The organism is Butyrivibrio fibrisolvens (genome assembly GCF_037113525.1).
Classification (GTDB): Bacteria; Bacillota; Clostridia; order Lachnospirales; family Lachnospiraceae; genus Butyrivibrio; species Butyrivibrio fibrisolvens.
Genome location: NZ_CP146963.1, coordinates 1,317,723 through 1,341,179, shown reverse-complemented (window position 1 = coordinate 1,341,179; position 23,457 = coordinate 1,317,723). Strand labels below are relative to the sequence as shown.

Here is a 23,457-nt window from a genome sequence, read left to right as displayed (position 1 = left end):
CATAATGAACCAAACCACGCATATTAGCGCGTTAATCCTTTCCTGTTTATACTGATTATTTACTTTCCTTATTAGAAGCATATGTCTTCAAAAAATTCAGAACTTCATCAAAGTACTCTGTCTGTGAATAAGAAATCTTATGCTCTTTTCCATTGTAATCAGTGATCCTGATCTCTTTGGATATAAATAATTGACTACCACCTCTACGACTAGTTGAGACTGTAAATTCAACATATTTTCGCCATTTTTGAACATCTCCTGCTTTGATCAGACGTTTTTTTGAAAACAAACCTTTAATAACTATGGCTTCGTCCTTCACTTTTATATAACCAAATGTACCATCAAGTAATACAAGCACTAATAAAGCAATACCAACAGTAAACGCAGGACAAATGTAATGAAAACATATCTTGTCTGATAATGTATAAACATTGTCCCATTCAATATAACCTAAATAGCCCAAACCTCCTGCCATCGCCAAAAAGAGGATTGCAAGAAATAAAAATAACCCTCTGGATGGTTTTAACAAAGATTTCTCAATAATCTTTTTTGCATCATCAGATAACTTGTTGTCGTCACATTTATAATCTGTATCAAGGAATACTTCAGTCTTCCTAACGTGCTTTGAAAGCTCATGATATATCTTATCAATGTTTTCATAGTAAGCTAGTCCAAATGATTTTCTTTTGCCGTTGGCCTCAAAACAGTAAATGCAATTATACTGACTAATATAGCCTTTTCTAACGATGCATTTTTCAACATCGCTGAACTTAATTTTTCTCCTGAAAATGCCAAAACTCATGACGAATTCTGTGTCTGATATAATGAGATATCTAAACGGATAAAAAATTGGTGCCGGAACAATTGCAACTGCAATAAAGAATATTCTTGTAGCCCAGTCATCAAATAATAATCCTATAATTATTAAAAACACTGCTATCACTAGCCATAATATTGTAAGTGGTGTCATATCAAGTCTAAACACCATCTTGCCATTTTTAAAATAATACGTATTTTTAAAATTCATCTCTAATTTCGTTAATCCTCACAAACAATTGAATTCCCAAAACGTTGTTATAAACACTTCTTATGTTTTTCAATCACCCAAAAAAGTACAGATACTCATTCCCCTCATCATCTGTCGTAAGATACATCTCCATAGACCTTGTCTTGGCGCCATTCCAGCCATCATCAAAGAAGTAATAAACTCCCATGCAATTCTCTGATTTAAGCAACTGTGCAATCTCGTGGTTCTTATATCCCGGGATGGAATTTACTTCTTTAATCTCCCTGTCTCTTTCGGCAAATCGCTCTTCAATGGTTTCTGTAGCGCCGTTAAACAAACTGATACGGATATAAGCAAATTCACTGTATCCTTCTGAATAATCGATTTCGACCTCGCCCTCAGCCATGTAGTAAAGGTCGCCTAGCTCAATGTCTGTAATTTCAGCAACATAATCTACAAGGTCCCAGCCTTCATAGGAACAGATATTATTAGCTTTTGCATAAATAAGCTTTGCCTCATACAAAGCATTTCCCAGCTCGTCAGGTTCAAAAGCAGAAAGCAGAACTGAAAAATATCTATTGAACTTCTTGGTAGTTACCATGTAGCCGCCAACATCTTTTTTTGTACCATCCTTCAGATAAAGATAAATGTACTCAGAGTCTCCATCGCATACGCTTGTGTCCTCTTTTATCTTCATGGTTCTAAGGTCATCTCTGTCAATCTTATCTTTAAGATCATCAATATCAACAGTGGTCTCATAAACTACTTCATCTTCAAATATAAGCTCTGCCCTGCCGTCGTTATATATGATCACATCGCCACCGGCACATTCAAAATATGATCCCCAGCCGCCTCCTCCGTAGGTAAAGCCGATGTACTTATCTTCATCGTATAGATCTTTTTCCTCTTCGGATCTATCTTCATCTTTTGAAGAGTATCCTTCCTCTTCTGTTTCCGGGATTCTGTCCCTGATCCAGGACGTAAGAAATAATGCTGACCCCAAAGTAACAACACCTATTACTAAAACTACCAGAACTGCTACAAAACCTTTTGTATTGTTCTTCATACCGTCTCTCTCTTTTCTAAATTTTATAATGGATTTTTACCTACTGACATAACCAAGATTATCATTTTTCCAAACTTAAAATCACAAGATCCGATAATCGGTCGATTTTATAAGATAAAATGTAATTCTTCCATTTCCTTTGTTAGTTAAAAGACTTTGATGAAAAACTATGATGACAAAAGACTTTAATGGCAAAAGAAAAGGCAGTACACAATATACATATCATGTACTGCCCATCATTCTCCTTATCTGTTCGATCACAGATTTCTAGTAACGTTCTTATTTCTGCAAATGTAATCCCAGCTGCAATCTCCGCATATGTCTTCTCGTTTGCCAGTCGCGATAATAAGCTCTCGGACTTTTTTCAGAAAGTCTTCATATGAGATCTCGGTTCCTTCGCTAAGCCTGCATGCATCCAGAACGCTGCGGTCGTACCGTTCTACTTTATCTTTGCTATTGCAGACGCCAGATTCATTATTAGGGCAATTCTTGCATACAATATCCGTCTCAACTTGCAGTACTATCTTTTGTGAAGGATTTTCCTCAAATTCTCGTATTACCATTCCCATATGGTCTGTGAAGTCAGCACTATAGCCTTTGCCCTCGTAGAACTGAAAACACATGCCATGATGGGGTCTTAAGCACTTACTCATTACTCATGTAATCTCCCTTTCTTTTATCTATCAGATTACTTATATAATAATCTCCAAATCGAATCAATCAAAATTAAAGTAAAAATACACACAACATACATATCGTGTGTATTTTTACTTTAATTCAAGATTCGTACATATAAGCTCAATAACTTGAATATTCCTGGGGCTGGCAGCCTATAAATGATTTTGGTGTCTTTGAAAAATATATTAAATTCAAGAGCGTGATAGATGGAATGATATATTCTGTTTGGGATTTATCTGTCTGAGCGAAGCGAGTTCCCGACATAGAAGTTCATCCATGAACTTCTAAACATGTCGTAACTACGTCCTGTAGTTTATAAATCCCGGAATATATCATTCCAGATATCATGCCTTGAATTTTATATATTTTTCATGACACCAAAATCATTTATAGGCTGCCAGCCCCAGGAATAGGCTAAGCCTTGCTTTTACTTCACTATCATGCCTGTTTTACGATCTGAGAAGATTGCAACTTCTACGAGGAAGATGATTCCGAGGAGGAGCTGCTGGATCTGGGAGGTGAGGCCCATCATTACAAGACCTGAGGCAAGGATCTTGTATGTGAATACGCCCAGGATGATGTTGTAGAATTTAACTTTGGCGCCGCCGTTTACGGGCATTCCACCGAGGACTAGGGCAATCATGATCTGGGTTTCAAGCTGGTTACCGGCTGTTGATGTTACGGAACCGACTTTTACTGAGTTGATGAATGCTGCAAGTCCTGTTACGCAGCCAGCAAGAATGTAGATGAGCATCTTGGTTCTTTCAACTCTGATCCCCGCGAATCTTGCGGCGGTTTCGCCTGCGCCGATGGCTTTAAGTCTGTTGCCAAGTCCTGTGTAGGTGAAGGCTACAAAGAGTACCAGGAGGATGATCACTGTAAATGTGAGGTTAAATCCAAGTGTGTTGTACTTGGCGATATCGCTTACGCCATATACAGGAGACTTGGTGGTTGCATATGCTACAACGCCGCGCAGCAGGTACATCATACAGATAGTAACGATGAATGATGTGATCTTGCGCTTAACGTTAAAGTATCCGTTGATAAGGCCTATAAGTCCGCCAACTGCAACGCCGCCGAGCATGGCGAGCACTATGTTGTAATTGGAGAGGTAACATATGACGATTGAGCATACACCAAGCATTGATCCTTGGGAAAAGTCGAGTCCGCCCATTGTCATTACCATGAATACTCCGGAAGATGCTATCATCAGCATGTAGGTCTGACTGAAGAGGAGTTTTATATTAGCTGCAGCAAATATCTTACCGCCTGTAAGTATATAAAAGATAAGGCAGATAAGAAGGAATCCTATGAAGGGCATTGCAGTTCTTAATGTATTTTTGTCAAAGAAGGAAACATCAGATTTTCCCTTTTTATTCATAATAGCAAAATCGCTCATTTCTTTTCCCCCTTTAAACCATCTTTGCAATAAGGTCTTCATCTGTAAGCTCCTTTGAACGTTTGAATTCGCCGCTTACTTTACCATCTTTCATTGTCAGGATCCTGTCGCTCATACCGATAAGTTCCATGATCTCTTCCGAGATCATAATGATGGACTTACCATTTTTTCTCATCTCATCCATCATTGAGTAGATATCAGCCTTAACCTTGACATCGATTCCTCTTGTGGGTGAGTCAAGAATGATGATATCTGAGTCCTTGCCGATCCATCTGGCGAGGACGACTTTCTGCTTGTTACCACCGGAAAGAGCTGACACGAACTGGTTGACACTCTCCATCTTGGTAGACATCTGCTTTGCAAACTTCTCTGCAAAACTTGTCATGTCCTTGTCGTGAAGTATCTTTTTCCTCTTAAGATTCTCTATTGAAGGAAGGCAGATGTTGTCCTTGATGGTGTCGTTAATAACGAGTGATTCGGTGTCTCTGTCCTTGGATGCATAGGCTATGGAGTGGCTTATGGCATCGGGGATGTCGTTGATCCTGGTTCCGTCATATAAGGTCACGGTGCCTTCTCTATCATAGGAAGCTCCGAAGAGGGCCTTGCCGACTTCATGCATTCCGCATTCAGACAGGCCGCCGATTCCGAGTATCTCACCCTTATGAAGTTCTACGTTGAAGTCATCAAGCTCATCCCTTACGCTTATATGCTCGCCGCGAAGAACTACTTCGTTGCTTATCTCTTCGCCATAATCGGTGCGGTAGTAGTTATCACTCATCTCACGGCCGACCATGAGCTTTTTGAGGTCATCAGGTGTTGCACCCTTTGCAGATATTGTATTGATCAAAACCCCGTCACGAAGAACAGATATGTTGTCAGACTGTTCTATTACTTCTTCAAGGTCATGGGATATGAAAATAACGCAGTTACCGCTATCCCTTACCTTCTTCATAACTTTGAAAAGCTCGGCTCTTCCTTCATGTCCAAGAGCTGTGGTCGTCTCATCGACAACGAGGATCTTGGGTCCGAAGTGGGTTGCCTTAACTATTTCGATAAGTTTTCTTTCCTCGAAATTATAGGTATCAATAAGGGTTGTAGCCTTGATGTGGTTAAAGCCATAGCTGTCGAGAAGTTCCTGGGCTTTTTTGTTCATTGCCTTGGAATTCTTGATGCCTTTTTTGGTAAACTCATCCTCTTTTCCCAAAAAGATATTCTCAGCAACGGTAAGTCCTGACAATGTGCCAACTTCCTGCACTATGATAGCCACGCCTTCATAGTTGGCTTCTACCTGGTTCTTGGGATTTATTTCTTTTCCCTCAAGGGTAAAAGTGCCGCCGCCCTTTTCATATATTCCGGTAAGCATCGATGTGAATGTTGACTTGCCGGAGCCGTTCTCTCCTATAAGCGCGTGAATCTCGCCTTTGTAAAAGTCCAAAGAAACATGATTCACGGCGTGTGTTATGCCAAAGCGCTTGTCTATGTCTTCGGCGTGTAATAGTACTTCGCTCATGTTCCCCTCCTTTTACTTTACTACCAGTCCTTTGACCGGCTTTGTTGTCATGGTTACGATCATAAGAAGCGCGATACCTGTGATCACGTTCTGGATGGTGATCGGTGCGCCAAGTGCTACGAAACCGTTGAACATCATTGAGATGATGATCTCGCCTATTACTATCGCTACGATGGGATGGCCGTATTTTCTGAATGCAAGGCCGAAGAATGTTCCCATAAGTGGTGTGAAGTTACGGCTCATGGATGCAAGGTTTGATGCGGATGTCATTGATGTACCGTAGCTGATGGTAAGGATACTCTGGATTCCTACGAAGAATCCGCAGATCGTGAATGCGAGGATCTTATATTTTTTGATATTTACGCCCATGTTCTTGGCAACGACTTCGTTACTTCCGATGGCATAAACGTATGTTCCAAACTTGGTGTACCTTAGGATAAAAGCGCATATGAGATATGCAGAAAATGCCAGCACAATATTCCATGGATAATCGCCGAAGGCACGAAGGTTCTTGTCAAGGACAGCTTCTTTACCATTAGTTGCAAAAATAGCCAGTGCCTCATATATAAGCGAAAGACCTACCGTTACGATAAGTGACGATATCTGAAGTTTCATATACACGATGCCGTTGCAAAGACCTACAAGCGTACCGCAGATGAGCGGTGCTATGATGAGTCCTGCATAGCCAAAATACTTACTTGCAGTTACAGCTACAACTGCTGATAAAACGATATTTGCACCAACTGAAAAGTCGAATGGTCCCATTACGCAGATAAAATAAAGTCCGCATCCACCAATTGCATATATAAATGCAGTTTTGATATACTGGAGCACTTTATCCGGAGAGCCAAATGTATCTGGTCTTAATATCTTGAATACAGCCCAGAACAGGATGGCCATGAGTACCAGAATGACTATTCCATACCATTGGTTTTCTTTTAACTTCTTCATAGAATTAAGTCTCCTGATGTGATTATTTAGGATTTTTGTTCTTGAATCTTTAAGTTCTTTTACCAGATTCCTATAAAAATATGCCGTACAGCCTAAGTGGCAAGTTGTACGGCATATAGTGTGTGCCCTGGATTACTGATGACGAGCTATAACGTCATCGATTGATAATTCGCTTGCTGCCTTGTTAAGGTCGTCAAAGCTATATCCTGCCATTGTTACGATCTCTTCGTCTGTGTATGGATCAGCGTTTACAAAGTACTCTTCATAGTTAGAATAGTCTTCAGGAGATGATACATAGATATATGGGAAAAGAATCTCATATCCGAATGTACCTTCTTCCTTCACATAATTACCCTGAACTGCGTTGTAAACCATAAGGAATGCAAAGAGTGGATCGCAGAAGTGTCCGCCTGACTCTGCATACATTCCGCCAGACTTAAGCTGATCTGCAAGGTCATCAAGGAAGTCTGTTGATACTACGTCGATCTGGCCTGTAAGACCTGCGTTATCAAAAGCACCAATTGAACCTACAAGTGGATCTCCCCCACCACCTGCTACGATAAGAGCATCCATACCGGGCATTGAGTTGTAAAGTGACATTGCAGCTGCTGCACCTTCTTCAGAAGATGTGTTAGCATATACAGGCTCGCTCATTGTAACCTGATCATCAGGGTTAGCTGCATTCCACTCATCAACTGCTTTCTGGTATCCTTCCCATCTTGCCTGGAATGTTGCATCACCAACTGTCCAAGCTTCAAGACCTATATTTCTGTCGCCGTTCTCGATAAGGAGATTAACGAGTGTGTATCCGTTGGTAACCTCATCTTCGTGAACTGCACCAACATAATACTTGGAGTTGCAGGCTGTCTTATAAACTTCAGGGCTGTTCTTCTCTGAGATGATACGGAAGAACTGTGCGATATATACGCCGTACTCATCACAGGTATTGATAGCTGATGTCATCTCTGAATCTGCTGAGTTACAGATGATGATGCCCTGGCATCCTGCTGCGCAGAGGGTTTCAACTGATGCTGTAACCTGCTCGGATACGTGGCCCTGGTCAACCCACTGTGTCTTTACGCCAAGAGCACCTGCTGCCTTATCAACGACCTTTTTGCACTGGCTTCCGAGTACGTCTGTTGAACTCCAGATAGATACGCCGATCGTGATGTCAGAAGAAGCTCCTCCTGCTCCGCCCCCTGCAGATCCGGTATCTGCTGCGTTACCTGTATTGCTACATCCGATGGCGCTTGCCATAAGTGCGGAAGTGCATGCAACAGCCAGTAACTTTTTACCAAATTTTTTCATGACAAAAACATCCTCCTTTTTAAAATAAAAACGATCCCCTGGGCCTTGGTTCAGGTCCCTTGCTAAGGCTATTATCAATTATTCAGTTAATATACTGTTAGGAATATTTTTCAAAAATAATAGGACGATTTTTAAAATCGTCCTACATGATTTGGAATCAGGCTTCGCACATATAGGTGTCGCAGGGCTGGAGGATTTCTGAGGATGGCAGTTAATAAATGATTTCGGGTCGTGAAAAATATATTAAATTCAAGGCATGATAGCTGGACCAATATATTCTGGGATTCAAACTCGCTACGCTCAGACATGTGAATCCCAAGCAGAATATATTGGTCCATCTATCACGCTCTTGAATTTTAATATATTTTTCAAAGACCCGGAATCATTTATTAACTGCCATCCTCAGGAATCCTCTAGGTTTTGGTGATATTTTATATGTGCGAAGTATGAGTGAGTTAGTTGCGAACGATATTATGCAATAGTGCAGATATTATTTCAAACCACTGACTTTGTATTGGTGTGATGATTCGCTGCCGAATACTACGCCAGCCTCGTCTGCGGCGGTCTTATCGTATACGACTGATACTGTAACTACGTCACCGTTAGAAAGATCTGTATACTGATCCGATGAAAAAGATAAGGATGCGCATACGTTGATGTATTTATTTAAGGTTCCAAGATCCTCGACAGAATCAAGCGCTTCCAACTTATCTCGGCCGCCGACCATTTCAAGTTCTAGGTTGTCGTAGTCGATTACTACGTTGGCTTTGCCCTGGCCGTTCGTTCCGTCGAATTCTACTGTTACGTAGTCGAAAATGTCTACTACGCCGTCGATTTCGGGATCTTTCTTGCCGCAGCCGATGAGCATGATTGAGGCAGCGAGAATTATGATTATGCTTTTGATATTTTTGATATAATTAGTATTTCTTTTATTTTTATTGTGTTTTTCCATTTTATTGATCTCTGTCATATTGCTTTTTCCTTTACTATTTTTATAATCTCTTTTTTACTTCTTTTTTTATCTATTTGATATTGCTTTCTTTGAAAACTGTACTTGTCATCATATGTGACTTGCCTCCAGTTTCTTCTTATATTCGCTTGGGCTTTGGCCAGTCTGTTTTCTGAAGACGCGGCTAAAGTAGTTATAGTCTTCGTATCCGACTTCGAAAGAAATCGCTTCAAAGCTTTGCTTTCTTATCATGAGTTCTTTGGCTTTTTCAATTCTGGTTCTTGCAATGAAGGCGGTTATTGATTCGCCGTACTTTTGCGAGAATACTCTTGAAAGGTAGGTGGGGTCGACATGATATTGTTCGCCAAGGTGAGATAGGGTGAAATGCTCGTAGTAGCGTTTTTCAAGCATGTCGTGGATCTGCTCGACCTGGCCGGTTATGGATGTGTCGGTCATGTCGCCGTCGTCTTTGCATATGAGGGATACGAAAAGCTCAAGGTTTTCGATAAGGCCGTTTTTATCAAGCATCATCTGGGCATAGTTTATGCCATTCTCGATTTCTTCGCGGTTTTCGATGGCCTGTCTTGGAAGATTGTCCATGCCCCAGATTATTCCGCTTATTCTTGCCATAAACTGGGAGATTTCGAATAAGGACCAGCCGTCTGTATCGCAGGTGCTTAGGCCGCTTTTTTCTATGAGGCACTTTTTGAGTGCGTAGCCTCTTCCGTTACTTATGGCATCAGTTATCTCTTTTTCCAAAGTACGTGTGAGGTTATCGTGGGACATCAGGCTGGCAGTTACTGGTATACCATTTTCATATATTTTCCCACTACAGCTAATGATCACGTGGTGGCTTTCGAATGGTCTGTTCATCATAGAAGTAATCATGTCACGGTAGGTCTGGGCCATATCGGCTACGGCCTGAGTTCTTTCCTTGATGACTACTGTTATAGGGCCATACTGATCTATCGGGAACTCTTTTACAAGGCTGTCTGCTGCCTTCAAAAGGTCGCTTTCGTCAAGTGAGCTGCACAGGATAAATTCATTGACTTTGGTGTTGTAGTTGAACAATACTCCATTGTCTTCGTCGTTTTCAGGCTGGCCTATAGCTTCTCTTATCATGGTCTTGATGCCTAGTGACATTTTAGCCATGTCGTTTTGATACATCTGGCTTATCTTGGATGTGTCGTGGAATTTTACAAGGAGTGATGGGATGTGCTCGACATTTCTTTTTACAGATATCTCAGTCTGTCTCTTGGCCTGATAGAGCTTGCCTGTGAGGATCATGGACTGCTCATTATCTTCGACGAAAGATGAGATGATAAAATCGTTCCCCTTTTCTTCCAAAGCTTCCAGCGACTTTTTGAGCACAGCAACCATCTGCTCTCTGCCAACAGGCTTAAGCAGGTAGTCGATTCCTCCGTTTAGAAATACCCCTTTTACCTTTTCAAAATCGTCATACCCGGAGATCGCAACAGACACTATGTCGGGATACTTCTCATGAATCTGATTCAGAAGTTCCAGGCCATCCATGAAGGGCATGTTTATGTCCGTCATGACAATATCAGGCTTCTCCACAGGGATCCTTTCGAGGACCTCTTCGCCATCTTCCGCCGGCTCCAAGAAATCAATGGAATATGTATCCCATGGTAAAAGGGTTCTGATGTTCTCTCTGCTCCAATATTCATCGTCTGCTGCAAGTACCTTATACCTTCTCTTAGACAACTTCTTCCCCCCTTTGAATCTGTATTACAGGCAGTTTGATAACTACCTTTGTACCAACATTGTTTTCGCTGTCAACATGTATTCCGTAGTCATATCCAAAGGCCTTCTTGATCCTTGCGTTAACATTAAGGATTCCTATGGACTTACCTTTTTCAACTCTGGAGATACTGTTTTTGCCAAGTTCTTCGTTAAGACTATCTGCATCCATTCCGATTCCGTTATCTTCAATGGATATCTTAAGATACTCTTTAGCCCCCTCTTTGGCATGCTCTGCTTTGATAAAAAGCTTTTTGTCTTTTCTCTTAAGATACCGGAGTCCATGATTGATAGAGTTCTCAACTATAGGCTGGATCGTTATCCTGGGGATCTGGTCCTGAAGAACTTCACTTTTTATATCGAACTCGTGCTGTATACTATTTCCATTTCTTACATCCATTACGTATAGATAGTTACGCACATGCGCAAGCTCATTTTCTATTGTGGAAAGCTCATCTGATATATCAAGGCTGTACCTGAAAATAGCTGACAGCGACTGGCACAATCCGCTTACCATCGTGCAGTTCTGAGAATTGGCGATTCCTGACATGGTATCAAGTGTGTTATACAAAAAGTGCGGATTGATCTGGGCCTGAAGCGCCTGATACTCAGTTCTTTCCATGAGGAGCTGGTTCTCGTACTTCTCTGCGATCATCTGATTTATCTTGTTAAGAAGGTCATTGAACTCAGTACCAAGTATCTCAAGCTCCTTGATAGCACCCTTTTGCGGCGAAAGACGAAGCTCTGTCTCACCGTTTCTGATGCGATATACAGTCTTTTGCATATCCTCAACCGACTTTGAATAAAATCGCGCGATGAAGGAACTGACGAGGAATGTAAAAAGCATCATGATGATGGATGTGATTATAAGCGTCCTGAACAGGGTATTCTGAGTCGCAAGGGCAAGGGACATCGGGGTCAGTATATATGCGCTCAGCCTATGCTGATCGAAGGATCTTGAAGTAAGGTAAAAGTCATCATACTCTACGTCAAAAGAAAGGTCATCTTTGGACATAGCCTTTTCTATCGTGTGACTGATATAGCCGTAAAGTGCCTCTCCCCCCTGGTTACTGCCAATACCTGTGATAACCTTATCACCTTCAGGCTGTAACCACATAAGTACATCATCTGAGGGCGAATATTTTTTCATAATGTCGGAAAAAACGCTGCTGTCGAAGTCACATACAAGATAGCCGTACTGCTCCTGGTTATCAGAATAACTGTGGAGTTTGAGTACCATGTGAACTATCTGCCTGCCGGCAGCTTCATTGGTATATCCTGTGATAAGAAGCCCGGTGTCTCCCCCGTCTGCATAGGCGCGGATCACGTCACTGTTGGTATCTTCCTGACTTTCATATAGATTGTATGGGTAATAAACTACTGATTTGCGATAAGAACTGACAATATAATTTTTGGCATCGTAGATATAGATGGCAACAAGATCATCTGAAACAGAAAAATGCTTCTTGGCATACTTCCCGGCAGTAAAGTAGAAGGGTTTAAGGTCATAGCCTTTGCCTTCGGTCTTGCGCTGGAGCTCTGACATAAGCTCGGTCTCGGAATAGATCGTCTGCATCTGAACACTAAGTGTACGGATCCTTGATTCAAGCTCAGTCTCCATACGCTCTAAGGTTCTGGTGCTGTCTTTGATGCTTTCATCGCTGATCTGACGATGAGATGTCATATAGAAAAAAACTGTAAGAAGGACCAGAGCAACAATAGTACACGACGTACTTATTGCCATGATCACATGACGCATAGTCCATTTCTTAGTATTCACGCTTCTCCCCCCTCTAAAGAAAAACGCATGGGATTACAGCGTATGGATGGGGTCCGCGTTCAGGGATATAAACAAGATCGTAAGCCTCAGGTGAAAATGTTCCTGATTTTTCTAAGTGTCTTATCCGCTTTCGTGGACACGCAGTACTACAGCTCCTAAGACACTAAGAAAAATCGGGAACATTTTCAAAATCGGCTTATGATCTTGTTTATATCCCTGAACGCTCCTAGCCACTTATAGTGCTGTAGTTCATGATGGCAATCTGGTGATTGTGTTTTAATGCTGTAAGTAACCCAATTTTGTGCTTTATGTCATAAAGTCGATTGATTCATACTGTAGTTGTATATGGATTAAAGACTTTTGACATATTTTGATATATGGTACATTCTGTACCGGCCCCATAAGATTACATTTATTTTATGTTATGGCTATGCCTAGTTCAATAGAACAATTTTAACCTTATTTTGTAATTTTCAAAAAATTCCTGTCATCTTAATTTTAAATATTTACTAAGTTCATCAAGCTTAGACTCCATAGTTTGTATACCGATTTCATATACACGGCGAAGTTCGTCTGGGTTATGCTCCATGCTGCCTATATTTAGGGCTTTTGGAGGACGTATTACGAAGAGTTCGCCGGCGAGTTCTTTTTTCCTTATATATTCGAGCGTCTTGTTATATCGGATGTGTCTTGACTGTACGGACTTAATAAAGTCAGGGTAGTCTTTGTACATGAGTTTTATAAGAGGGAGCATTTTGTTTTGCTTCTTTTCATATTCGAGGGGCTGGGTTAAGACTACTACGTTCTTGTTATATCCTTTGTGTTCCCAGAATTTGATTGGGATAGAGTCAGCTACTCCGCCGTCGAGGAGTTTGTGGCCGTCTACTTCTACTATCTGCGATACAAGAGGCATGGAAGCTGATGCAGTAAAATAATACATATCCTTGCCCTTTCCATTAGAAAATCTATGATAGTAGGGTTTACCTGTTTCTACGTTGGTGCATACAGCATAGAATTCCATTGGGTTCTTGTCGAAGGTTTCAAAATCCATGGGATCAAGTTCATAAGGTATGGTTTTATAGCAAAACTCTGCGCCGTAGAGATCGCCTGTCTTAAACAAAGACTTCCAGCTTGAAAATCTCCAGTCTGTGCAGTACTTGGTGGAGTATCTTATAACTCTTCCGGGCTGTTTGGATTTAATGTTGCAGCCAAAAGCTGATCCTGCGGATACGCCTATGGTTCCGTCAAAATCTATGCCTTCTTTCATCATTGTATCTATAACGCCTGCGGTGAACATGCCGCGCATGGCGCCGCCTTCAAGGATAAGTCCTGTCTTGATCTTCTGTTCCATGATAGCCCTCTCGTTTTCTATAGCAAAAGTTTCGTATCTCTGCTTACATGTAATTTCATTACTTGATACTCCAACAGTATACTCCAAAGTGAGCATTCACAACATGCTTTACTTAAAATTTTAGAATTATTTTATACCATTCACTTTTTGGGAAAATATTAGCAATAATTCGCTAGTAAATGCCATGCCTGCTGGGGTAGATTGAATTTACAGAATTAATTCATTTAACTAATGGATCATTTATTAAAGAAACATGTAGCAATACAATTATTTTGATCAAAAATCATAAGAATACAACACTAATGGGGGATTACATGTCAAGCAGCAACACTACTGTTCAAACAATTAACGTAAAAAGTTCTGATACAGCTTTTTTCCATAACAATGTCGACTTCTGCGTAGGCACAGGTCGTTTTGGTCTGGCTCTTACCAAGGAGTACCTGGACGAGCTTCGCTTTGTTCAGGAAGAGATTGGATTTAAGCACATCCGTGGTCATGGTATCTTTACAGATGATACAGCTATATACCATGAGTATGAAGAAGATGGAATTACTAAAGTAGAATACAACTATACTTATCTTGACCGTATCATGGATGAGTATTTAAAGCTTAATATACGTCCATTTATAGAGCTTGGGTTTATGCCAAAAGATCTTGCGAGCGGCACTCAGACTATCTTCTACTGGAAGGGGAATACTACTCCTCCAAAGTCCTATGAGAGATGGTGCGATCTTGTTGTAGCACTTCTGACTCATCTTATGGAGCGCTATGGAGAAAAAGATGTTCTTACATGGCCTATTGAAGTCTGGAATGAGCCGAACCTTCCTGGATTCTGGGAGCATGCTGATATGAAGGAATATTGCAAGCTCTTTAAAGAGACCTTTACTGCTATTAAGGAGCTCAATCCTGCATTTAAGGTTGGCGGCCCTGCTATCTGCGGCGTCAAGGATGCTGAGTGGATCAAAGGATTCCTCGATTTTTGTAAGGAAAATGAACTTAAGCCTGACTTCATCACAAGACATCACTATACTATAGAGTTCCCTGAAGCTGATGGTCACTATGATTATTCAGTTCTCATGGACGAGGAAGCAGGATTTGCTAATCTTCAGTCTACACGCGATATCATAGACTCTTTTGACGAATATAAGGGACTTCCTATTCACATCACAGAATTCAGTTCCTCTTATACTCCAAAGGGTGTAATCCATGACACTAACTTAAACGCAGCGCTTATGGCGCGTCAGCTTTCACGTCTTGGAGATATGAACGAGTCTTATTCTTACTGGACTTTTGGTGACGTATTCGAAGAGACCGGCGTTCCATTTTCTCTTTTCCATGGAGGATTTGGACTTGTCGCAGCAGGAAGCATTCCAAAGCCTACATTCTGGACATTCAAGTTCTATACAGATCTTAAGAAGTTAGGAGAGGGCTGCGTATTTAAGAATGATAATGCTGTTATAGAAAAGACTGCAAAGGGATATGCCGGAGTCTTATTTAACGAAAGCTCCGATGAAAGCCTTGATATAAAGCTTAGCCTTGAAGATATTGCTAAGGGCGAGGATGCTGATAATGAATACACTCTGATTCTAAAGACAGTAAGCCCCAAGACTACTAACCCGCTTAAGCTCTGGCATGATCTAGGCGAGCCTGCAACACCGAATAGCGAGCAGACCAAGCTGATAAAATCTGCTGCTTTCCCGCAGGTAACATCAGACAGACTCACAGCAAGCGAAGGCAGTATCTCTTTTGACCAGACTTTAGATCCAGAAACAGTTGTTTATTTCGAGCTTTCTAAGTCTAAAGTTAAGTCCGACAGAGGTTATAGCTACGAAAGAACAATAAATACAAGATAAAAAGAAAGCCACTACCCATACAGATATGTTCCCTCTTACAGGATGTCCGGTAAAAGGTACATATCAAACCTGGATAGTGGTTTTTTCTTTTTTTAGCAACTCGCTTAAATCCGTTGAAGAGATGCAATCCAAGCCGTCACTGTTGTGCATCTAAAAGCAGCCTGATAGTTTTATTTTTTCTTAACAGTAATTGTCGTGGGAGTTATCTCTGTTATTGGATAGCTCATACCGTTTTCGTCAAAATCATATGTAACCACGAAATCAGCAGGAGCATTACTCAGAATGTATTCCTTCTGCTCATCGGTAACCGTCAACGAAACAAACATACCATACTGCATTGTGTCCTCCGATTGATAAAATTCACCGTTGATCACATTATCTTCATAGTATTCTCCTGAACAGTACCAGGTAAATTCATGCTTGTTGCCATCATCGTACTGAAGCTGAACGACTTCCTCTTTTTCAATGCTCACGACATTGTAGCCATTAAAGCAGCTATACTCATCAGGTCTAAGTCTTACCTTCAGGTTGTACTTGTATTCACAAGCATCTCCTTTTCTGGACATATCAGCCTCTGCAGTTACAATGACATCTTCTCCGTCAATCTCATATTCATAATCACTTATGATATAACTCAGCATTGGGCTGTAAAGATTCTGCGTAGCATCTATCTCATCATCGATATCCTGAAAGGAGATATATTCGCCTGTCAGTGAATACTGCATGTATTCAACCTGCTCTCTTGTCATTTTTTTGCCTTCAGCATTGATCTGCCTCTCATACTGAGGGCCATCATACATGCTATAGATAAATTCATTCAGGAATTCCTTTTTCCACCCATCACCATGGACGTATTCTGCATTGAATTCACTCCCTGTGGCAAGGATCTGAACAGCCCATAAAAGATCATCCTCAAGGACAAAGTTTTCAGGATATGAGTATTTGGTTACCCCAAGAGCCTGATAATCAAATTGTCCTGTCGTACCAGACTCACACTGATCTGATGTCTCCTCCTCACTCTGATCTACTGCTTCCTCATTAGTCTGTTCCTCTACAGATTCTGTGTTTTCCTGTACAGCCTCCATTACTACAGGCTGAGCATTATTGTTTTTCCCACACCCCAGCATCAAACAGCTTGCTGCCATTATTGCGAAAAAAGCCCTCTTATTACTTAAGTACATTTTCGTTCTCCTTGAAAATTCAAAGACATCACATAAATCTGGCAGAGATTAGCCTCATCCCAAAGAAGTGGGAAGACTTCGAATTCCTTAAAGCCACATCCAATGTAAAAAAGATTTGTTCTGTCATAATCTTCATACATTCCCATCTTTACCGTCTTAACCTGCATAAATTCAAAGCCCTCAGATCTGGCAACTTCTGAATAATCATAACTTACTTGATTTTGTCTTTCCCATGTATTGCACTACTATTCTGTTCTCAGGATGTACATCTGTTGAATACAGAACAAGAAGAAAAATCCATTCCAGAGGTTTCATAATAATATATACTATATCAGCCTGCCACTTTTTTCTGATCAATTTAGCAATGGGGAATCCATATTTATCATAAAAATTCCTCAATGCTTTGTGAAATCTCGGAGTCTTTTCCTGAATGACCTCTTCAAAAGCATTTGCTATACATAACTGTCTGTTTACGATTACTTCATGGCCATGTCTCACGCCTTTACGAATAGGCTTCACTACTCTCCTATGACCGCCTGCTGCAACAGTACAAAGATAATGCTCGTCATAATATACATTCGGGGGAGCCTGCCTCTGAGACAATACCCAGTCGCTTGTTTCTGTCCAGGCTTTTATGACTGAATCCGGAGCCTGGCCGAATACCACCAGCACCATAATAATTATTCCCAAAAGTGGAAACATAAACGCAATTGCAAATGCAGGCCAAAGCCTTGCGTTTTCAATAATTTTCTGTGAGATGGTCAAGATCGGTTTTTTATTAATCTTACTCATCTCCATCTTCATTGTATTCCATTCATGTATTTTTCTCTGGATAGTTCTTGCAGCAATTAGAATACAACATGTTGGAAGTATTAAAAGATATAAGATCAAACAATCTGACGGATCAAAATTAAAATTGAAAACCTGAATTGTAAGAACAATAAGCTGGATAATTCCAAGATACATTGCAGATATTGAAAACACTACTACCAGCGGTGGCAACTTCTCAATATGAATATATTGAAGTACAAAATATCCAATAAATGCAATTAAGAACACCATAAAAACTGTTAAGCCGGCCTTGCTATATATAGGAGTGTGCCTTTCGCTATTGTGTAATTGCTCTTGCCAATCCGAGTTCGTAACATTTTTTACAAATTCAAGATAAGCCCTTTCATAGATAATCCCAAGAAATAAAACTATGAGATCAACTATATACATACCTTTTATTTCACTGCCATTACTTTCATATGCAAGACCCAAGATTTCCATAATCATAAGTGATAATGGAAGAATAAAAAGTGCTCCCGCAAATGGTGATAATACTATACTTTTCCCAAATGCAACTATTGGATTATCCCGGCCCAATATTAGTAGATAAATAAAAGAAAGTGCAACACTAAAAAATAAAGATGCAGCAACCAAAGACCACATCGGATGCTTTTTTATAAAACTCATTTTTGTTTTTCCCTTTCACATTTTAATTTTCTTCTTCCGCCTTCTGGCTATCGCTAAACGCCATGATTACTATACTTGTTTTTATCCTCTTAACTTCTTTTTTATGACGAAACAATAATTATATGCGATAAAATGCATGACTTTCCCATAGTTAAAGTCCGACAGAGGCTATAGTAACCACAAGACAAAATAAAACCACTATCCTTGCAGATATGAACATCTGGATAGTGGTTTTTACTTTTATCTCTAAATATAACGCGCCATCGCATCTCTCACGAATAAACGCTTTCTTATTTTCCAAATACTCTTACTTAGGGATATAATACAGATGGTTATTCAATTCTCTTCCGCACTTTTCACATTTGATTTTTTTACAAATCCTTGGAACACTGTTGTTATTACGCATTTTCTTTTCAAGAAAGCATGAATCCTCTTCCGCCATTGGCATCATAATAATCCCTTCATGTTTATGCCCACAGTCTATGCACATCCATGAACTGTGTATTGACACGTGATAAGTATCCTCATATACATTAACCGGCTCCCACCTGCAAATCCATCGGTTTTCATGTAATACAAAAGCAAATCCTATCTTTATTTCTCTAATCGCAAATGTATTTCCCATCATATGTCGGATACGGTCATAGAAGCTTTCGTGTATCTCAAGTTTTTGAAGCAGTTCAACATCGCCCAAGAAGTCTTCATAATATCTCGGTGAAATGATATACGTCTTCAAACCATCTATTATAAGTTCCTTATCACAATATTCTGATATATCCATTCGTACACCTATGTCAATAAACCTGAAATCTATTATTTCTTTTAATGCCCTTCAATGTTGTCTGGAAAAGGAGCGTCACCATATACAGTTATAATATAGCTTCCGTCTTTCTTTTCCAGCTCACGATACTTATACTGTGCCGCAAATATACGATCCACATCATCCTCAGACATATCTGAGTTAAATGTGATCTTAGATTCGCACTCTACATGGTTACCTGTTCCGGTAGTATTTCCGGTAAAAGAGTATGTATCTATTATACTTGCATCTTCTATAGATTTCTCTATATATGCAATTAACTCTTTTGTCTGTTTGTCTGTTGCTGCATGATTGGCTATAGCACCGACTATTTCTATTACTATAAAAAGTGCTATAAGAATGATTGGAATTGACACTATCGTAATTCCTATTCGTACTAAAATCTTACTGATTGACGTTTTCATTGCTCTACTTCCTTGTCTCAAAATACTTAATTTTTACAGGTGAAGCATTATCAACCTCTACTATCCAAGTTATATCGATTCTTACTCATTGTTCGCTATATTCTTCTTTTATATAATCGTAAATCTTGTCCGAATCCGATAAAGCTAGGTCTGTAAGACCTTTTTCTCTCAGTAATTCATCAACCTCATCAGCGGCATTCACTAACTGATCTTGAGTTGTATAAATATCTTGTTTCTTTAAATACAGGACATAGTTAACATATGATTTGTACAGCTCAATCTTCTCTTCGCCCATTCCTGTATAGGTCCACCAATTGTAATAATCCATATATTCATTATCATACTGTAAAAAGTGATCTATCAGTGAATCTGTATCCAGATCCTGGCTTTTGGAAATATTATAGGCTCTTACGTCAAGGTAACATTCATCAGGATTAAAAACCGCTCCTCCAATATATGCTACAGCAAAATCACATCTTGTTACCTGTACTAATACTCCTGACATCCATGTACATACGGCATCATTTCCAATATCTAGTAACAAAGGAACAACTTCCTTAAGCTCTTTCTTTGGATACATGTACCTCTTATTGAGCTGCTGTACTGCGTTAAGATCGAATTGAACCACTTTATCAATTCTACTTTCTAAACTTAGTTCTTCAGACCTCGGTTGAACAGTTATCGTCGGAGAGTATAGATTGGGAGATAGAACCTTTCCAAAGAATGAATCTATTTGGTCATCATCAATAATATTAGGAACCGCTTTAACTTTTACATAATAAACATAACGATCATCAAACCTGCTTCCCTTGTCTGCTGATATATCTATGATTCCTCGTATTCCGGGAATGTTTTCAACCTCAATTGCAGCTTGTAAAAATGCAAATGCTCGTGTCTCCTGATTTGAAGCAAGTGCATATTCACTTGAATTATAGCTATAAGATATCTCAGCCTCTTGCATGTTGTTATATGCTGTAATAACGTAAGCTGATGCTATATGTTTTAATGCCTCACTAAGTCCATACGTTTTGGGCTTCAAAAATGAAAGAAAATATGAAGTATCTTTTATTCTAATCTGTCCAAGATTAAGAACTTGCTCTAACTCTTCATCTGTCATTTCGAACATCATATTTGAAAATGCCAAGTAATCTGTTGTAGTAACATCTGTTTTTTCATCGTGAAGCAACTGGGCCATATTATCCCAATTATATGATCCATCTGTATTCTGATAATAAGCCATGACATCTTGCTCAAGTGAAGAATCAAGTTGAGTATTTGAAAAAGTTTCATAATCCGCAAGATCATCTATAAACCATACAGCATCAATAGGACTATGTTCTCCATTTGTTGAAACGCAATGAGAAGTAAAAGCAAAATTTTGCCTTTCATATAGCTCCATAGATAGCTTACCAACCATTATTTTATTACGTTGTAAAAAATAAATGAAAAGTACTAGAGCTAATATTACAGTGATTTCTATAATCCTACGTATGTGCGTTGATTTTGAACGTTCTTTTTTCCTTAAATCCATATATTATCTCGCTAACATAATTATTCTTTATTCATCCATCAATCTACCATTATTGCTTTTTATATTAAGCGAATATCAACTATTGTTATCTTCGCTACTTTTTTGCTTCCTTCGTATAGATCATACTTTTCATTTTTATGAATCATATGATCTGGTGCATATGAAGCAAGGAAAGAAAACTCTATCACATCTGTCTTCTCAAAATTCGGACAAACAAAATCTATGCTCCAAGTCTCTGATTCAGTTGGCAGATCTATGATCGGGCAATAGCGTGTCGCTTCTGGCGGAATATTCTTTCTTCCGTCTTCTGAAATCCACGTTATTCTTGCAATATAATATTGTTTAGACATATCTCTTAATCCTATTAGATATTATTGATTCTTATTTTTTCTCTCATTCTTATACTTTATCTGTCTGACATATAGAAACGCTTCGTCCATACCTATATTTGTCTTTTGGTTCAGGATATCCGACGCGAGTAGATACTCACCAGATGCAACCGTATCCATCACATCTGAGATGTCTACCTTACTATCTCCAAAACTCTGTATTTTTGAAGATTTATCGTAGATATATTTCGAATGCTTTCCCATATTGGTGTAGTAATATAAGGGACTATCCGAATACATACCAAGTATTCCGTGATCAACCATGTATTCTTTTAGTAACTCGTATCCTTTTAAATAAAATGGAATCTTTAGCTTTTTACGATCAGATAAAAGAATTATCAGCATGGAATTGGCATACTGACCACAACTACCCAGATATACCTTTTTTACATCCCCCCAACGATATACCAGCTTTTTCTTTGTTGAAAGGATATGTATGATTCCTTCTGAAGATACTATGATTTTTTCGTTGATAAATACTAATACGAAATAAATACATAGAACTGTATATAAGGAAAACAACATGAGTACCCATTTTAAAATGTTTAGATCATATTTGAGTTCAAAGAATATGCATACCGGTAACAACAAATAAATTATCACCCAAGGTAGTATGTTGTAAATGCTTCTTTTGGTAACTGTGACCTTATCATCCATAAGACATAATCCACCATTCTCACCCGTTATACGGCTCCTCAATCTTGCCGTATTCGTCTTCATTATCTTTACAATAATGCTTTGAGGCAGGTGCCAAAATACATTGGTACCCACCTCATTTTTTTCACTCTGCCATCTCAAAGTGATGGATAATCTCTTTTTACAGATCAAAAGAACCGCAGCACTCGCCATCTTCTATGGTAGCTTTATCGATTTCTTCATAGGTGCTGGCATATAATACAACTACCTGTGTTCCATCATCTACGATTTTATAATATGTGGTCATATAATCATCATCAAGGAATATGTATTCGTCGTATTCATCGCCGTATCTGACTTCAATGCATTCATCTGCATATACCGGATTGAAGCCATTACCAACGATATAGTACTCGTCATATTCATTATCAGCGACTACTTCGATCATATGTAAATCTACTTCTGTATCATCGTACTCGCCTTCATATGCCATAAATAAGATTTCAGCAGCCTCAACAGCTTCTTCCTCATCAGTGATTACTTCAATATCAGCATTGTCTTCATCATCTTCGTCGTCTTCATCATCTTCGTCGTCTTCATCATCTTCGTCGTCTTCATCATCTTCGTCTTCATCTTCGGCATCTTCAAATTCTATTTCTTCATAGTCTACATCTGTATCTTTAAGATCCAGGAACTGCTGGCCTACTTCAAGCCAGTCATCCATATCAACCTCTTCCTCCTCTTCGTCATCAAGGTAGAACCAGTCATCTTCATCCATTTCGTCATTTTCATTTGCATCATACCATGAAGCAAATGTAGTCTTATCTTGTACACCGTCTTCATCAAACTCAGTAAACTCAAAAATTTCATTAAGTGGTGCACCACCCGGACGATAATAGAAGATTCCATGTAAGTCACCATCATCTATTGGCATATCATAAGAGCATCCATCAAAAGTAACATAAACAACATCATCGTCAGCTTTCAAAACATAAAAGTCGACTCTGTCCATTAAGCACAGCTCATCTTCACCATCCCCGTCTACATCTGCATACACATATCTGATTGTCTCTGACTCCCAGAAGTCACCGATAACAGCTTCTTCTCCATCAGAAAAAAGAACTTCTCTATCTCCGCTAAGTACTTCCTCATATAATTGTTCAGCGTTGTCTTCTGATTCCTCTTCTTCAGGTTCTTCGTCCTCAGATTCTTCATCTTCAGAATCCTTATCATCCTCTTTTTCTGAATCTTCTTTATCGTCTTTATTCTCTTCCTCTTTTTCATCCTCATCTTCATCAGACTCGGTCTGCTCTTCGTCCTTATCTTCAGAGTCAAGGCTCATTCCATTACCGCAAGCTGTCATAGATAAAGAGGCTACGATAAGCGCTCCAGTTAATAATTTTCTTAAATACTTATTTTTCATTTT

General features: G+C 39.5%; 21 protein-coding genes. 1 reads left to right on the top strand and 20 read right to left on the bottom strand.

Features of this window, described 5'->3' with window-relative positions; all coding sequences use genetic code 11:
• Positions 1 to 55: 55 nt before the first annotated feature.
• The 11 genes from WAA20_RS05315 to WAA20_RS05265 all read right to left on the bottom strand — a co-directional run bounded on the left by WAA20_RS05315 (position 56) and on the right by WAA20_RS05265 (position 13,759).
• Entirely contained in the window at positions 56 to 970 is a 915-nt protein-coding gene (locus WAA20_RS05315; protein WP_338802365.1) for a hypothetical protein, read from the bottom strand.
• 130 nt (positions 971 to 1,100) lie between these two features.
• Positions 1,101 to 2,072, bottom strand: a complete 972-nt coding sequence (locus WAA20_RS05310) for a hypothetical protein (RefSeq protein WP_073389935.1) — start codon at positions 2,070 to 2,072, stop codon at positions 1,101 to 1,103.
• A 257-nt stretch (positions 2,073 to 2,329) separates the two neighbouring features.
• Positions 2,330 to 2,725, bottom strand: a complete 396-nt coding sequence (locus tag WAA20_RS05305) for a DUF1284 domain-containing protein (protein ID WP_073389936.1) — start codon at positions 2,723 to 2,725, stop codon at positions 2,330 to 2,332.
• Between the two features lie 452 nt (positions 2,726 to 3,177).
• Positions 3,178 to 4,149, bottom strand: coding sequence for an ABC transporter permease (locus tag WAA20_RS05300; RefSeq protein WP_242951228.1), 972 nt, complete (start codon positions 4,147 to 4,149; stop codon positions 3,178 to 3,180).
• Positions 4,150 to 4,162: 13 nt separating this feature from the next.
• Complete coding sequence (locus WAA20_RS05295) at positions 4,163 to 5,659, bottom strand: sugar ABC transporter ATP-binding protein (RefSeq protein ID WP_073389938.1); 1,497 nt, start codon at positions 5,657 to 5,659, stop codon at positions 4,163 to 4,165.
• Positions 5,660 to 5,671: 12 nt separating this feature from the next.
• Positions 5,672 to 6,610: an ABC transporter permease gene (locus WAA20_RS05290; protein ID WP_073389939.1), complete on the bottom strand. Its 939-nt coding sequence runs from the start codon at positions 6,608 to 6,610 to the stop codon at positions 5,672 to 5,674.
• A 132-nt stretch (positions 6,611 to 6,742) separates the two neighbouring features.
• Positions 6,743 to 7,918, bottom strand: a complete 1,176-nt coding sequence (locus WAA20_RS05285; protein ID WP_073389941.1) for a substrate-binding domain-containing protein — start codon at positions 7,916 to 7,918, stop codon at positions 6,743 to 6,745.
• Between the two features lie 490 nt (positions 7,919 to 8,408).
• Complete coding sequence (locus WAA20_RS05280) at positions 8,409 to 8,888, bottom strand: hypothetical protein (protein ID WP_073389942.1); 480 nt, start codon at positions 8,886 to 8,888, stop codon at positions 8,409 to 8,411.
• A 90-nt stretch (positions 8,889 to 8,978) separates the two neighbouring features.
• Positions 8,979 to 10,592 carry a helix-turn-helix domain-containing protein gene (locus WAA20_RS05275; protein WP_073389944.1) on the bottom strand — a complete coding sequence of 538 codons (1,614 nt, stop codon included), beginning with the start codon at positions 10,590 to 10,592 and terminating at the stop codon, positions 8,979 to 8,981.
• Positions 10,585 to 12,408 (bottom strand): sensor histidine kinase, encoded by a 1,824-nt coding sequence (locus WAA20_RS05270; RefSeq protein WP_081373968.1) that lies wholly within the window; start codon positions 12,406 to 12,408, stop codon positions 10,585 to 10,587. The genes WAA20_RS05275 and WAA20_RS05270 overlap by 8 nt, the downstream gene beginning before the upstream one ends.
• Before the next feature lie 487 nt (positions 12,409 to 12,895).
• A complete protein-coding gene (locus WAA20_RS05265) occupies positions 12,896 to 13,759 on the bottom strand; it encodes a patatin family protein (RefSeq protein ID WP_242951229.1) in 864 nt (287 codons plus the stop codon).
• Positions 13,760 to 14,073: 314 nt separating this feature from the next.
• Between WAA20_RS05265 and WAA20_RS05260 the strand changes: the two genes are divergently transcribed.
• Positions 14,074 to 15,612 carry a glycosyl hydrolase gene (locus WAA20_RS05260; RefSeq protein WP_073389945.1) on the top strand — a complete coding sequence of 513 codons (1,539 nt, stop codon included), beginning with the start codon at positions 14,074 to 14,076 and terminating at the stop codon, positions 15,610 to 15,612.
• A 170-nt stretch (positions 15,613 to 15,782) separates the two neighbouring features.
• On the opposite strand, the gene WAA20_RS05255 is transcribed toward WAA20_RS05260, so the two are convergent.
• From WAA20_RS05255 to WAA20_RS05215, 9 genes are all read right to left on the bottom strand, one after another.
• On the bottom strand, positions 15,783 to 16,793 hold the full coding sequence (locus tag WAA20_RS05255) for a hypothetical protein (protein WP_073389947.1): 1,011 nt from the start codon (positions 16,791 to 16,793) through the stop codon (positions 15,783 to 15,785).
• The gene (locus WAA20_RS05250; protein ID WP_207649308.1) at positions 16,784 to 16,960 is read right to left on the bottom strand and encodes a hypothetical protein; all 177 of its coding nucleotides are present in this window, start codon (positions 16,958 to 16,960) and stop codon (positions 16,784 to 16,786) included. The genes WAA20_RS05255 and WAA20_RS05250 overlap by 10 nt, the downstream gene beginning before the upstream one ends.
• Positions 16,961 to 16,997: 37 nt before the next feature.
• On the bottom strand, positions 16,998 to 18,251 hold the full coding sequence (locus WAA20_RS05245; RefSeq protein ID WP_073389948.1) for a DUF6688 family protein: 1,254 nt from the start codon (positions 18,249 to 18,251) through the stop codon (positions 16,998 to 17,000).
• Positions 18,252 to 18,558: 307 nt separating this feature from the next.
• Positions 18,559 to 19,032, bottom strand: coding sequence for a hypothetical protein (locus WAA20_RS05240; protein ID WP_073389950.1), 474 nt, complete (start codon positions 19,030 to 19,032; stop codon positions 18,559 to 18,561).
• Between the two features lie 41 nt (positions 19,033 to 19,073).
• Positions 19,074 to 19,475 (bottom strand): hypothetical protein, encoded by a 402-nt coding sequence (locus WAA20_RS05235; protein ID WP_139263856.1) that lies wholly within the window; start codon positions 19,473 to 19,475, stop codon positions 19,074 to 19,076.
• 85 nt (positions 19,476 to 19,560) lie between these two features.
• The gene (locus tag WAA20_RS05230; protein WP_139263857.1) at positions 19,561 to 21,006 is read right to left on the bottom strand and encodes a hypothetical protein; all 1,446 of its coding nucleotides are present in this window, start codon (positions 21,004 to 21,006) and stop codon (positions 19,561 to 19,563) included.
• Between the two features lie 59 nt (positions 21,007 to 21,065).
• Positions 21,066 to 21,356, bottom strand: coding sequence for a hypothetical protein (locus WAA20_RS05225; protein ID WP_073389954.1), 291 nt, complete (start codon positions 21,354 to 21,356; stop codon positions 21,066 to 21,068).
• Positions 21,357 to 21,377: 21 nt separating this feature from the next.
• Positions 21,378 to 22,223 (bottom strand): hypothetical protein, encoded by an 846-nt coding sequence (locus tag WAA20_RS05220; RefSeq protein ID WP_139263858.1) that lies wholly within the window; start codon positions 22,221 to 22,223, stop codon positions 21,378 to 21,380.
• Positions 22,213 to 23,454 (bottom strand): hypothetical protein, encoded by a 1,242-nt coding sequence (locus tag WAA20_RS05215; RefSeq protein ID WP_073389957.1) that lies wholly within the window; start codon positions 23,452 to 23,454, stop codon positions 22,213 to 22,215. The genes WAA20_RS05220 and WAA20_RS05215 overlap by 11 nt, the downstream gene beginning before the upstream one ends.
• Positions 23,455 to 23,457 lie beyond the last annotated feature (3 nt).

What these genes read in the sequence shown, in the direction of transcription:
- WAA20_RS05315 (WP_338802365.1), bottom strand. Translation starts at nt 970, where the DNA reads ATGACACCACTTACAATATTATGGCTAGTGATAGCAGTGTTTTTAATA.
- WAA20_RS05310 (WP_073389935.1), bottom strand. Translation starts at nt 2,072, where the DNA reads ATGAAGAACAATACAAAAGGTTTTGTAGCAGTTCTGGTAGTTTTAGTA.
- WAA20_RS05305 (WP_073389936.1), bottom strand. Translation starts at nt 2,725, where the DNA reads ATGAGTAAGTGCTTAAGACCCCATCATGGCATGTGTTTTCAGTTCTAC.
- WAA20_RS05300 (WP_242951228.1), bottom strand. Translation starts at nt 4,149, where the DNA reads ATGAGCGATTTTGCTATTATGAATAAAAAGGGAAAATCTGATGTTTCC.
- WAA20_RS05295 (WP_073389938.1), bottom strand. Translation starts at nt 5,659, where the DNA reads ATGAGCGAAGTACTATTACACGCCGAAGACATAGACAAGCGCTTTGGC.
- WAA20_RS05290 (WP_073389939.1), bottom strand. Translation starts at nt 6,610, where the DNA reads ATGAAGAAGTTAAAAGAAAACCAATGGTATGGAATAGTCATTCTGGTA.
- WAA20_RS05285 (WP_073389941.1), bottom strand. Translation starts at nt 7,918, where the DNA reads ATGAAAAAATTTGGTAAAAAGTTACTGGCTGTTGCATGCACTTCCGCA.
- WAA20_RS05280 (WP_073389942.1), bottom strand. Translation starts at nt 8,888, where the DNA reads ATGACAGAGATCAATAAAATGGAAAAACACAATAAAAATAAAAGAAAT.
- WAA20_RS05265 (WP_242951229.1), bottom strand. Translation starts at nt 13,759, where the DNA reads ATGGAACAGAAGATCAAGACAGGACTTATCCTTGAAGGCGGCGCCATG.
- WAA20_RS05260 (WP_073389945.1), top strand. Translation starts at nt 14,074, where the DNA reads ATGTCAAGCAGCAACACTACTGTTCAAACAATTAACGTAAAAAGTTCT.
- WAA20_RS05255 (WP_073389947.1), bottom strand. Translation starts at nt 16,793, where the DNA reads ATGTACTTAAGTAATAAGAGGGCTTTTTTCGCAATAATGGCAGCAAGC.
- WAA20_RS05250 (WP_207649308.1), bottom strand. Translation starts at nt 16,960, where the DNA reads ATGCAGGTTAAGACGGTAAAGATGGGAATGTATGAAGATTATGACAGA.
- WAA20_RS05245 (WP_073389948.1), bottom strand. Translation starts at nt 18,251, where the DNA reads ATGAGTTTTATAAAAAAGCATCCGATGTGGTCTTTGGTTGCTGCATCT.
- WAA20_RS05240 (WP_073389950.1), bottom strand. Translation starts at nt 19,032, where the DNA reads ATGGATATATCAGAATATTGTGATAAGGAACTTATAATAGATGGTTTG.
- WAA20_RS05235 (WP_139263856.1), bottom strand. Translation starts at nt 19,475, where the DNA reads ATGAAAACGTCAATCAGTAAGATTTTAGTACGAATAGGAATTACGATA.
- WAA20_RS05230 (WP_139263857.1), bottom strand. Translation starts at nt 21,006, where the DNA reads ATGGATTTAAGGAAAAAAGAACGTTCAAAATCAACGCACATACGTAGG.
- WAA20_RS05225 (WP_073389954.1), bottom strand. Translation starts at nt 21,356, where the DNA reads ATGTCTAAACAATATTATATTGCAAGAATAACGTGGATTTCAGAAGAC.
- WAA20_RS05215 (WP_073389957.1), bottom strand. Translation starts at nt 23,454, where the DNA reads ATGAAAAATAAGTATTTAAGAAAATTATTAACTGGAGCGCTTATCGTA.